General features: G+C 47.4%; 10 protein-coding genes. All 10 read right to left on the bottom strand.

The annotated features are described in order from the left end of the window. Window positions 1-29: 29 nt before the first annotated feature. The gene (locus tag WEIDD23_RS03740) at window positions 30-1,406 is read right to left on the bottom strand and encodes a bifunctional metallophosphatase/5'-nucleotidase (RefSeq protein ID WP_010375073.1); all 1,377 of its coding nucleotides are present in this window, start codon (window positions 1,404-1,406) and stop codon (window positions 30-32) included. Window positions 1,407-1,410: 4 nt separating this feature from the next. Next, window positions 1,411-2,031 (bottom strand): metallophosphoesterase family protein, encoded by a 621-nt coding sequence (locus WEIDD23_RS03735; protein WP_010375074.1) that lies wholly within the window; start codon window positions 2,029-2,031, stop codon window positions 1,411-1,413. 17 nt (window positions 2,032-2,048) lie between these two features. After that, window positions 2,049-2,489 (bottom strand): hypothetical protein, encoded by a 441-nt coding sequence (locus tag WEIDD23_RS03730; RefSeq protein ID WP_010375076.1) that lies wholly within the window; start codon window positions 2,487-2,489, stop codon window positions 2,049-2,051. Between the two features lies 1 nt (window position 2,490). Beyond that, complete coding sequence (locus WEIDD23_RS03725; RefSeq protein ID WP_010375077.1) at window positions 2,491-3,576, bottom strand: M24 family metallopeptidase; 1,086 nt, start codon at window positions 3,574-3,576, stop codon at window positions 2,491-2,493. Window positions 3,577-3,906: 330 nt separating this feature from the next. Continuing rightward, window positions 3,907-5,013 carry an enolase C-terminal domain-like protein gene (locus tag WEIDD23_RS03720; RefSeq protein ID WP_062358767.1) on the bottom strand — a complete coding sequence of 369 codons (1,107 nt, stop codon included), beginning with the start codon at window positions 5,011-5,013 and terminating at the stop codon, window positions 3,907-3,909. Between the two features lie 2 nt (window positions 5,014-5,015). After that, window positions 5,016-5,816 (bottom strand): 2-succinyl-6-hydroxy-2,4-cyclohexadiene-1-carboxylate synthase, encoded by an 801-nt coding sequence (gene menH, locus WEIDD23_RS03715; RefSeq protein ID WP_010375079.1) that lies wholly within the window; start codon window positions 5,814-5,816, stop codon window positions 5,016-5,018. Next, window positions 5,809-7,488, bottom strand: coding sequence for a 2-succinyl-5-enolpyruvyl-6-hydroxy-3-cyclohexene-1-carboxylic-acid synthase (gene menD, locus WEIDD23_RS03710; protein WP_010375080.1), 1,680 nt, complete (start codon window positions 7,486-7,488; stop codon window positions 5,809-5,811). The genes menH and menD overlap by 8 nt, the downstream gene beginning before the upstream one ends. Then, a complete protein-coding gene (locus WEIDD23_RS03705; protein ID WP_010375081.1) occupies window positions 7,489-8,646 on the bottom strand; it encodes an isochorismate synthase in 1,158 nt (385 codons plus the stop codon). It lies immediately after the preceding gene. Between the two features lie 104 nt (window positions 8,647-8,750). Then, window positions 8,751-9,497 carry a nitroreductase family protein gene (locus WEIDD23_RS03700; RefSeq protein WP_062358766.1) on the bottom strand — a complete coding sequence of 249 codons (747 nt, stop codon included), beginning with the start codon at window positions 9,495-9,497 and terminating at the stop codon, window positions 8,751-8,753. Between the two features lie 69 nt (window positions 9,498-9,566). Further along, on the bottom strand, window positions 9,567-11,360 hold the full coding sequence (locus WEIDD23_RS03695) for an ABC transporter ATP-binding protein (RefSeq protein ID WP_010375085.1): 1,794 nt from the start codon (window positions 11,358-11,360) through the stop codon (window positions 9,567-9,569). Window positions 11,361-12,014 lie beyond the last annotated feature (654 nt).

The raw sequence follows: 12,014 nt of genomic DNA, 5'->3' as shown, positions 1-12,014 counted from the left end.
TTGTGGGCCTCCTTTCTGCTGTATTTTATTTAAGGTGTAAACGTGTCAGCCAAATAGGCCGCAAAGTCCTCACGAATTACTGTATCATATGACATCACGTTCTGTCCCGCAATTTCCAAAGTTGGGAAATACGGAATAAACATGTAATGGTCTAAGCCACCAATTGTATACGTGGCCGCCATATCGAGTGGCTGGCCTTTCACGAGAACATCCCCATTCGCCAAGACGGTTAGTCCCGCCCATACAACTTCACCCCAGGCCTCGCCACGGAAACCCATGCCTTTTAGTCGATTAGGCCGTAAGAAGTTACGGTTCTTTTCAATTTCATGAGCCAGACGCCACAAATCACGCCCTGCCAACGTTGAACGCATCGGGTGCACCGCATGTGGTAACAAAGCGTGCAAATCCTTTGCAGTGACTAAGCCAGCAGGTAAATCATGCAGAAACAAGCCCGTCGATAACATCGCCACATCAGTGTGTGTGCGTTGCATCAGGGCCGCTAGTCCCAAATCAATCAAGCGATGTTCACCACGAATATCCGTTGTGTACGCCGTTGGTAGGTCTGCAATCACCCGCTTCGCTAGTTGTTGCTCACCACTAGTTTGATACCCGGCAATCTCAATCTCATCTTCACGCACGGCTGGCAAATCATCCGTGACTACTGTACGGGCCTGCATGTGGACCAACTTGCCGTCTTCAATTTCTAATTCAATTCGGCCGATATGATCCCCGTAACGCCCGGCCGCCGCGATTAATGAATTACCGCGTTTCTCACCATGTTCCAACAAATGGTGCGTGTGGGCACCGATAATCACGTGCAATTCTGGGTAATGCTCGGCCAAGTACCGGTCAGTTGGTAGGCCTAAGTGTGATAACAAGATATTGATATCTGTTTTACCAGCCAATTCCGGCAAAATGCGCTGTAACGCACTGTCAATTTCTTCTGGCATCCAATTTAACAACGGTAGGGTCAAAATAAACGGCGCCGTGAACCCGAGTACGCCAATCCGAGTACCCTGTGGCGTCGTAATAATGCGGTAAGCTACTGCCCAATCCGGAATATTACCGGTCGTTTTATCCGTGATGTTACCTAAAACAACTGGAAAATTGGCCTGGTCATACAAGTGATTTAAATCATCATGCGCTAAACCTAAGCCCTCGTTATTACCAATTGTCACGGCATCATAGCCAACTTCATTCATCAAGGCCACGTTGGCTTGCCCCATCGTGGCTTCAGTTAGGGGGTGTTGGCGATCCAAAAAATCACCAATATCAAACGTCAAGACGCTATAGCCATCGCGTCGTAACTGACGTTTGCGCGTTAATAAATAGCGCCGGATTTTAGGCCAACGCTCTAAATGCGAGTGTAAGTCATTCGTATGTAAAATCGAAATTTTATCTCGCATCTAGTTACCTCCGCTTGGCGAAATCATCATGCTTTCGTTGAATAATTAATTCAATTTCGTTCATTGTTAAGGGTGTGCTCCAGGCTGGCCGTTCATCAGCCATCAAGTAATCCAAATCAGCACTATCCACACCGACATTAATATTTTCTTGGACTGGCACGCTGTAGTGGTGAATGTGGCCGTGCAAATTAATGCTACTTGGTGTTTGACCAAACATCATTGGATAGTGCGTCAAAAAGAATTGGTGGTGATTAGCCTTAATAATACGACCAACATCCTCAAATTCATACTTAGGCTTACCGTCTGATAGGACTGGATTGTGGGCGGCCAAATACTTAAACAACGCTCGTGAATCATGATTTCCCTTGATAATCACAATGTGTCCGTTTAATTGTTCCAAGATGCCCGCAATCATTTCATGCCCTAGTTTGGCTGGCCGGATGTGGTTCACCATGGCAATATCGCCCAAATGGTAAACCGTGTCCGTTTCACCAACCCGGTCATTCCAGGCCTTAATCATTGCAGGGTGCTCATCTTCTAAGAAGTTAAATGGGCGAGGTGCAAAATTATTACTTTGCAAAAGTTCTTCATGGAAGAAATGCGTATCAGAAGTAAAATATTCCATTTTTCTCTAACCCTCTTTTAGCGGAGTCGTCCGCCATCATAACTATTAATCCACTTTTCAAACGCAGCAAAATCTTCAGGAAAAGCATTTACGCCACCAAAGCGTAAGACATCTGGTTGATCATCGAACTGAACAATCAAGCCCCATTCATCGGTTGTGCCTGGTTGCACTTGCCGATAATCCGCCTGCCAATTTGGCAAAGTTGCCATTAATTTCCTTTCGATGTTTGGCCATTGAAAGGAAACGTCTTGCCACATTGTCGCAAATTGGCGCCACTTGGCATTTGTGGGTTGCTCACGCATAAAGACAAATGTTGGATCCGTGACATCCATAATCGGCGCATTCATTGTCGCAGGTACGCGCAAATAAAAAGCGTGCTGATCGGTCTGCTTCGCGTAAATATAATCAAATCCCGTCGCTAAATTACCACGATAAAATTCAAAATATTGTAGTGCCATCTTATTTATCAATCACAATCAAGTCAGTTGGGATACCTGCCGTCAAGTTTTCAAACCCGTCGGCCGTCACGACAACATCATCTTCAATCCGCACGCCACCCTTGCCAGCAACATAAATACCTGGCTCTATTGTTAATAGCATGCCTTCACGGACAACGTCTTCAGCTGGTGAACTAGCTGACAAGATTGGACCTTCGTGAATATCCAAACCAATGCCGTGACCTGTGGCGTGGTTGTACTCCTTGCCATAACCAGCTTCCGTGATAATATCACGGGCAACCGCATCCAATGTCGCATTCGCAACACCTGGCTTTACAGCGTCAATCGTGGCGCGTTGCGCAGCCAACGTCACGTCATAAATGCGCTTTGATTCTTCATCGAGCTCACCAAACGCTAACGTACGTGTGATGTCTGACGTGTATCCATCGACAAAGTAACCAAAGTCAATCGTCACTAACTCACCCGCCGCAATTGGCTTATCTGAGTATGTGCCGTGTGGCAAAGCACCACGGTACCCCGAGGCCACAATCGTATCAAATGAGGCTTTGTCAGCCCCCTTTTCCTTGATAATGCGATCTAACAAGTTCGCCACTTCGCGTTCTGTCATGCCAACGTGCAACTGCGGTACCATCTCATTAAAAGCTGCCACTGCGACGTCAGCTGAACGGCGCAACTTAGCTAACTCATCAGCATCTTTTACTTCTCGAATGGCTTCAAGTAGCGCAGGTACCGGTGCGATATCGACACCAACAAAGTTTTCATCAAGGTAATCAAAGTCGCGGAATGGTAGCGTGTCTTCGAAGCCCAAGTTTTCAATCTTAAAGCGCTTTGCAGCAGCCATTGCCACACCCCAGTAATCACGGGTAACCAACAGTTGCGTGCCTTCATCGAGGCGCTCACGATATTCTTCTTCGTAGCGGGCATCCGTAATCAAGGCGGCATTTTCACGACCGATTAGAACCAAGCCGTCACCCGTGCCACCTTCAAAACCAGTCAAGTAACGCATGTTTGTCCCATCAGCAATAATCATCCCGTCGATTCCCAGCGGTTCGAATAGGCGACGGACATTTTCAATTCGTGTGTTCATCAGCATTTTCCTCGTTTTCTTAATGTTTCCATTATAGCAAATTGTCATAGGCTCCGACCGGATATGGTCAGAATGACACGCAATATTGATCTCGTCCCGGAAATTTCAACCTTTCGACTATTTGGGAACTTTTACAAATTTAGATGCGATACGTCTTATACTAAATAACGTTGAGATATGGGATACCATATCCAAACGTATCGAGAACTCTCTAACTCTTTCTTCTCATTTGATACGATTCGGCCAGCAACTACTACCCCTAGATGTTGGCCACGAAAACAATACATAAAAAGGCCAGAGCACGATAACCCGCTCTGGCCTTTTGTGTGTCTATTTAATTGTTATCGTGTCACTTGCTTGCAAATCAGCGACTGCCGACCAGTCGATCGTTACCCCTAATCCTGGGGTACTCGGTACCGGTAATCGGCCGGCCACAATTTCAGGTTGTGCTAACACAATGTCTCGTTCGAAGTACCGTGATGCACTTGAACTATCCGCTGGCACTTGGCGTGTCGCTGGCATTGAAGCCAACGCTAGGTCGACTGCCCGGCCGACACCGGAACTCAGCATGCCACCAATCCACGGAATTTTATCCACCACTGAAATCTGATGGATTGCCTGTAATGTCGGCCAAATCCCACCAACCTTGGCTTGTTTGAGCGTAAATGCATCAGCAATTGCTAATCCTCGCGTAATATCCGCCAAATCATTTAAGGATTCATCCAAACTAATATGCAACTGCGTTAACTGTTGTTGTGCAATCTGGTGTGCCTGCCAAGCGTCGGTCGCAAACGGTTGCTCAATCATGAAAACCCCTGCTTGTTCAAGCGCCCATAGTCGATCCATCATCGCCGGTTGCCAGCCGGCATTCGCATCAACAGAAAATAGTTGGTCCGGAAAAGCTGCTAAAACGGTCTGAAGTTGTTGTAAGTCCGTAGCGACAGCCAGTTTCAACTTAATTCTTTGATACCCTTGGGCAACTGCCGCTGCAATGGCCCGTTGGGTAGCTTGGGCATCAGTCTGAATACCAATCGCAATTCCTACCGGCACAGTTGCACCAACCCCGCCAATCATTTGCTGTAATGATTGGCCCTGTTGTTTACCCTGAATATCCCATGCCGCCATTTCAAGCGCGGCCTTGGCAAAGGAGAATCGGCTTTGCGTTTGTAGCCAATTACTGAGTGTCGTTGCGGAATCAAATGTCTGTCCCAACATCAAGTGACTTAGTCGTTGCACCTCAGCTAGCGATTCAGCCTGAGATTCTGGCGCATAAGCATGATCAATAAACGACTGGATATCACCAAAGCCAGTTATACCATCGGTTGTGGTGACCGCCACCAAAGTTAATGGCCGCTCATAGGTCACATCATGCGCCGTTTTGAATGGCGATTTCAAGCGTAACTGTAATGGGTACAAGGTGATGGCTGCAATTTGCATCGTTACACCTCAGCTTGCAAGGCAGCAACGACGGCAGCACCGTTTTCGAAATGCACGTTATGCCCCGCACCAGGCACAATTACCCGGCGGACATTTGGTAACCGAGTCGCCATGTCGGCGTTCAGACGGTCAAACTTTTGATCATTTTCACCGGTAATCAATGTCACGGGTACTAGCAAGGTTGCCAAACCATCCCAATAATTTGGCATTGCTCCCGTGCCGAAATAACGTAGTGAATTGGCAACATTAGCCGCCGTTTGATTAACCCGTTGCTCATGCATAAATTGCTGTTGCGTTAGTGACAACTGTTGTTGACTCGCAAACAACGGTAACTGTTCCCAATCTGCCACAAATTTTGCCATGCCAGCTGTTTCAATCCGCTGGGCTTTTTCAGCATCTGCCGCCACCCGTGCCTGTCGCGCGTCAATATCGGCCAACCCGGCCGTGCCACTTTCTAGGTACAAATGAGACACATAAGCTGGCTGCATCATCGCAAAAGCTAGCGCTAGCCGTGCGCCCATTGAGTAACCAACTAACCGAATATCGTGTAAGTCAAATAAATCGAACAAGGCGACTAGGTCTTTGACTTGATTTTCAGCTGAAAAACGTGGCGCGTCCGCAACAACTGGGGCCTGATTCCCAAATCCTAACAAGTCAATGTAAACTCGCGTGCCTTGCGGAGCAATTTGCTCGAATTCCGCATAACTACCCATGAAACCATGAAAGAACACCCAGGTTGGCTTTCCTTCACCTACAATCCGAACGTGATAAGGATAATCATTAATAATAGCTGTCTTATCCATGGAAAGCCTCACGTAGTTTTGCCAACAATGCGTCGTGTTCTGCGACGTTAGCTTCGCGATTACTCTTAATTTCAAGCAAACGCAATCCCTGAGCGGGTTGGGCTAACAATTCACGTAATCGTGCCTGGTCGGCAACCAATTCATAATCCGCGTGATAAAGTTTAGCCACATCCGCAATCTCAAATGGTAATGGCGTCCCAAACATTGGTTCGAAAAAGGCCTTCGCTGCTGCTTGTGGCAAGAATGAGAAGATTCCGCCACCCTGGTTGTTAACCACCACAATGGTCAAATCTAATTGTGCCTGATGTGCCATCATCAACCCATTCATATCATGGAATAACGTCAAATCACCAGTCAAGAACGTTGTTGGCTTGCCGGTCATGGCCATACCAAAAGCTGTTGAGACTGTCCCATCAATTCCGTTCGCCCCACGGTTCGCCATCACCCGAATTGCTTGCGTTGGCATAAAGTAATTATCCATATCCCGAATTGGCATTGAATTGGCCACGAACAATTGGCTATCAGCCGGCAAACTCGTCATCGCTAATGGCAAGGCCACTTCTGTCATGTCAGTTGATGCAATCGGCTTTGTCAACGTGGTCTTCACCGTTTGCCAACGCGCTAAAAAGGCAACGCTATCGCTGCCTGGCTCAGCCAGCAAATCAGCAATCAAGCCCATCTCATCAACGGCGACCGTAATTTCGGCTTGTCGTGAGTGGTCATGGCCGGCCACATTTTGACCAACTTGAATAACTTGCACGTCATTGGCCCGCAACCAAGCGACAACTCGTGCAGAAACCGGTGTGCCACCAAATCGGATAACCACTTCTGGCACCAAATCATCAGCCAACACATCAGCCTCAAGCAAAGCATCAATCCCATTAATCGCATGATCACTTGGACGAACCCCGCTCAACACATCCGCCAAAATGGGTAACTTAAAGTGATTCGCGAATCGTTCAAATTGGGTGGCATCCCAAGTCATTTCATCAGGTCCTGCTAACACCATTGCCCGCTTATCACGGAGTAAGGCCGCAATGCCTTGCACCGTTTGCCAGTCGGCCCGCGTTTGACCAGTAATGATATGCTGGGCCACCACTGCTGGCCACGTTGCACCCAAGTCAGGCATCAAGGGCTTGCGCAACGGCAAGTTAATCTGCACCGGCCCTGCTGGTGCAGTCACTGCTGTCACCACCATCTGTTGCACACGATAGTCAATATAACGTGTCACATCAGCATGCGCATCTTGCATCTCAACAGCCACAAAATCCTTGATATTATCCCCATATAGGTTCGTTTGGTTGACCGTTTGTGGTGCACCAATCGCTTGTAACTCGGCTGGGCGATCGGTTGTTAACGCAATCAATGGGACGTGTGACACGTGGGCTTCCATCATGGCTGGTAAATAATTAGCCGTTGCCGTTCCTGATGTCGCTAATAATGCAACGGGTTGGTGCATCGTCTTTGCCATTCCTAACGCGAAGAAGGCTGCTGACCGTTCATCAACGTCTACCGTGACACGCACATCATCGCGGACGTGTTGCATCTCAGCTAACAACAAAGCAAATGGCGTCGTTCGTGATCCTGGTGATACCACAAACTCATGAACACCTTGTGCAACCAAACTACCTAACAGGTGTTTAATATTCGTCGTCAAAACTTCATTTGCCATCTACTTATCTTGCTCCTTCAATAAATTCATCATTGGGGTCATCTTCAGCCCCGTTTCTTCAAATTCAGCTTGTACATCTGAGTCCGCTAAAATACCGGCACCGGCAAATAACGTCGCTGTCTGTTGCTTCAGCCACATCGACCGAATACCAACAATCATTTCGCCATCGCCATCCGGCTTCACCACGCCAATTGGACCTGCAAACAGACCACGGGGGTGCTGCTCAATCGTCCGAATCGTTGCCATTGCCCAGTCAACAGGCTTACCACCAAGCGCTGGCGTTGGGTGCAAACGTTCAGCAAGGGACAATACCGTGTTGTCACCATTTAATTGCCCCGCAATCGGCGTGTACAAGTGTTGGACCTGTGGGTTCTTCATGATTTGTGGTCCATCTGGTAACGTCAAAGTGGCCACATCTTGCAAGCGCGACACAATCGTTTCAACTACATACGCATGCTCTTGCAAGTTCTTGGGGTCTTGTAAGAGCTCAGTTGCCAAACGCGCATCTTCCGCTTCATCAGCGCCTCGACGAATCGTTCCGGCAACACCAGCCGTTTCAAACTGACCGCGGTTAACTTTTGCCAGGCGTTCCGGGGTTGCTGACACAAACACCTCATCCCCCCGCTTCAACACGAAGTGGTAACTATTGGGTTGTTGCGTCGCAAGGTCGGCTAGCAACGTCGCTAAATTCAACTCACCCGTTAACCTAACTTGTCGTTGCCGGCCTAGCACCACTTTTTGGTGGTTGGGATTTTGCTGCATGTCATCAACTGCCGTTTGGACCCGATCTGGCCAATCGCGTTCATCCGTTTGGCTTATAATCGCTGGCCCAGCTATGGGTGTCGGTGCCCCGAACGGATCCGTTTCACGTCCCCATAAATGTTGATCTGTAATGTCGTATAGCACTTCCGGCAACACGAAATAACCATTCATTAGTGCGCTATCTGTAACGGATTGTTCATCGAATGAAAAGCCACCAAAGACTGGGTAACGTTGTTCACGTGCCCATGCTGCCACGTCTTGAAAATCCGCTCCAAACTTCTCTTCACGGACACCAAAACCATAGTAGCGTGTTCGCTTATCAGCCGTCGCAAAATAGACGGCATGTTCAGACCGATCAAACCGATCGCGTAACTGTTTTTCAGTTGGAAAGCTCATCTCAAACACCTCACTGTTTTTCGCTTATTCCAGTATATCCTACCTAGCAAGGGTGCAACACCCAAAATAAAAAGACCAACTGCAACTGCAATTGATCTGATTAATTATTTTGTTGCGAATCCCTTATCATGCAAATGTTGCGTTGCCAGGCTGTTGTCCTTCGCAGTTGTCGCAACCATTTTCATATTATGCTCTGTCCAGTCTTCGTCGATGCCCCGACCGGCAAAATACTCACGCATGGTGTCGTTGTACGTGGCCACAGCACCTTCCAATGCTGCTTGATCATACTTGTCCGTCATCCAGAAGCCACCTTTAACGGGTAACTTAGGCTTCACCCCAGGTTCCTGGTCAGGATACCCCAACGACAAGCCCATCACTGGCTTCACAAACTTTGGCAACTGTAACGTATCCTGTAGGAAATCAAGTGGACGTACCGCCCCAGCCATCGTCACCGCGCCAAGGCCCGCCGCGTTAGCTGCCAAAACAGCATTCTCTAAGGCAATCCCCGCTGAAATCAAAGCACCCTCGGTCATGTTATACCACGCCAAGTTTTCTGCCATTACAGCAGCTTGTTCTGGCGTTGCACCAACAAACAGCTTGTTGTAATCAATCGCCAAGACGAAGAACCGTGGTGCGCCAGCGATATACCGCATCCCCACCCGTTCCGTAATTTCATCCTTCACAGCTTGATCAGTAATCTCAATGAACGTCACTGGTTGAAAGTTATTCATATTCGGACCTGATGCAGCGGCTGACAAGACCGTCATCACCAGCTCATCTGAAACGGGTTCATCTTTAAAAGCCCGAATTGATGCGCGATTCGACAAAATTTTAAATACATCGTTTTCCATGGTTGACCTCAATATCTCAAATTATTATCTTAATAGCCTACCATAATTTGAAAACGATTTCATAATTACTTACTCAAACTGCGCATCATACAACGTCTTATAAACACCATTTTGGGCAAGCAACTCATCGTGTGAACCGCGTTCTACAATTTCGCCCTCGTTCAACACAACAATTTGATCAGCATTATGCACTGTACTCAAGCGGTGCGCAATCACAATTGTCGTCTTGTGTGTCATTAAATTATCCAAGGCGTGCTGAATAATTTTTTCTGACTCGTTATCCAACGCAGCCGTTGCTTCATCAAGAATAACAATTTCAGCATCCTTAACCAAAGCACGCGCAATTGACAAGCGCTGCTTTTGACCACCAGACAACTTCACGCCACGCTCACCGACAGTCGTTGCCATACCATCTGGCAAGCCACGAATGAAGTCCGCAATCGCGGCTCGTTCAGCAGCATCCCACAACTTGTCATCAGACACCTCACCTGAGCCATAACGGATGTTGTCCGCAATTGTCCCATCGACAATCGTCACGTCCTGACTGACGATTGAAATATGTTGCCGCAAATCACGAATATCAATTGCTTCAATTTTCGTATCATCAAACAAGATGTCACCACCCGTTCGTTCATAAAAGCGGGTCAAAAGTCGAATTAGCGTTGACTTACCAGCACCAGAACGGCCAACCAAAGCCGTTGTCTTGCCCGCTGGAATTAACAAGTTAATGCCATTAAGCGATGCAACTCGTTCTTGATCATAACTAAATGACACGTTTTGCAAATCGATACCGGTTTGCAAGGGACTTGGGAACGCGACTGGTTCAGACGCGTTCTTAATTTTCTCCTCAGCACCCATAATATCTTTGATACGGTCATATGAGACTTGTGCCGTTTGGAGCATATTTAATAGCCGTGAGAATGACCGAATTGGATCTTGCAATAATGATAGATAACTCAAGTAGGCCACTAATTGACCAACCGTCATGTGCCCTTTAATAACTAACCAACCACCAAATGCCAACACAATCGCTGTTCCAACTGTATTAATAAAGTTAACTAAGGGTTGGAAAATCGCCTGCCACCGGGTCGCTTCCAATTGATAACCATTTTGTGCTTCAACGACGTCTCGGAAACGAGCGGTTTCTTCGTCTTCCGTTGTATAGCTCTTAATCAGCTCAATCTCTGTGATGGTGCCCTGCAACTGATTCGAAATTTGCGAACTCGTAGCGCGTACCTTGGTGTAGGCTTCACGAATCTTACTACGGAAGTAACGAATCGTCACAAAGAGCACCGGAAAGGTTACTGTCACCATCAAGGCTAGTTGCCAGTCCTGCAAAAACAAAAACGTTAAGACAGCGACGAATGTAAAAATATTACCAATAATGCCAAAACTGTCTGAACTAATCAGGTTTTGCAAGTTACTAATATCGCTGGTTAACCGAACCATCAAATCACCCGTCTTGGCGTTTTGAAAATAGTCATAATCCTGCTTCAAGATACGGTTATAAGTCTGCAACCGTAAATCCGTAATTGAACGTTGCGACAGCATCTGCATCAAATAGGTCGACACGAACGTCACGACACCCAACGCTAGCGTTGTCAAAATCAGTAGCCCAACCTGGACCGCCAACGAGTGGATGTTCTTAAGCGCCACGGCGTGATCAATCACATGTTGTGTAAACTGAGGCACCACAAAATTAAGCCCGGCAATAATTACCAGCAAGGCCACATTCAAAACAAGCAATGATTTGCGCTTCAATACACTGCCAAAAACAAACTTTAACATCTCACCAAGGGTGGTATCCGACTCCTTCAGATACGCTTTAACCTCAGCTGGACTCATGCGTCCACGATTCATCATATCTCTCACCTCACTTATTCCAGCAACTATCTTACCACTTACAAAAAGTGTGAGCGCAAAAAAGAACTTATTTAAGTTACGCTGAAGGTAAAGCGCTTACAATTTAACTATACAAAAAGTGAACAACAACCTTGGAGGTACGATTATGATTCGAACTATTGGTAACCGTGTAATGGCATCTTTCATGGCTGTAAAGGCCAGCTTGCTGACATTTGTTCTTTTCGCAATTTAACTAATCTTAGCCCGTCCTGACGCACAGCGTTGGGGCGTTTTTTTTATTTATCGGTTTTTGGGTTTGTGCGCGTCGTGCTAGCGTACGAGGCGTGGGTGTGGGGGATTGGCTTCGACAAAGATGACAGCTGGGAAACTCCGCCGGCGCGAGCACCGGCTAGCACCCAACTAATTGTGTTAAGAGTCTGGGTCCGTTCGCTTTATCTAACCGGCGGTCGGCCGAACTTGTGAGTTCCCCACCTGTCATCGCTACGCCAATCCCCCACACCCACGCCAGCATCCGAGATATTCTCGGTTTGTTTGATGGCCATCATTAGGTCGGCCGGGTCAACTTATGATTCACATCAATATTTTAGTAGCCATTTGACAACTTCAGACATCAGAGAACATCTTGACTGTCGCAACCAAATTCAACGACAATAC

Origin of the sequence: Weissella sp. DD23, assembly GCF_001579105.1 — a bacterium.
Lineage (GTDB): Bacteria > Bacillota > Bacilli > Lactobacillales > Lactobacillaceae > Weissella > Weissella cibaria.
Note: the sequence above shows the minus strand (reverse complement) of the source record. Positions and strands in the feature narration are given on the sequence as shown.

Excerpts from the sequence above, each read along its gene's own strand:
- menH (WP_010375079.1), bottom strand. The coding sequence starts at position 5,816 with ATGGATAAGACAGCTATTATTAATGATTATCCTTATCACGTTCGGATT.
- WEIDD23_RS03705 (WP_010375081.1), bottom strand. The coding sequence starts at position 8,646 with ATGAGCTTTCCAACTGAAAAACAGTTACGCGATCGGTTTGATCGGTCT.
- WEIDD23_RS03725 (WP_010375077.1), bottom strand. The coding sequence starts at position 3,576 with ATGAACACACGAATTGAAAATGTCCGTCGCCTATTCGAACCGCTGGGA.
- WEIDD23_RS03695 (WP_010375085.1), bottom strand. The coding sequence starts at position 11,360 with ATGATGAATCGTGGACGCATGAGTCCAGCTGAGGTTAAAGCGTATCTG.
- WEIDD23_RS03730 (WP_010375076.1), bottom strand. The coding sequence starts at position 2,489 with ATGGCACTACAATATTTTGAATTTTATCGTGGTAATTTAGCGACGGGA.
- menD (WP_010375080.1), bottom strand. The coding sequence starts at position 7,488 with ATGGCAAATGAAGTTTTGACGACGAATATTAAACACCTGTTAGGTAGT.
- WEIDD23_RS03740 (WP_010375073.1), bottom strand. The coding sequence starts at position 1,406 with ATGCGAGATAAAATTTCGATTTTACATACGAATGACTTACACTCGCAT.
- WEIDD23_RS03700 (WP_062358766.1), bottom strand. The coding sequence starts at position 9,497 with ATGGAAAACGATGTATTTAAAATTTTGTCGAATCGCGCATCAATTCGG.
- WEIDD23_RS03720 (WP_062358767.1), bottom strand. The coding sequence starts at position 5,013 with ATGCAAATTGCAGCCATCACCTTGTACCCATTACAGTTACGCTTGAAA.
- WEIDD23_RS03735 (WP_010375074.1), bottom strand. The coding sequence starts at position 2,031 with ATGGAATATTTTACTTCTGATACGCATTTCTTCCATGAAGAACTTTTG.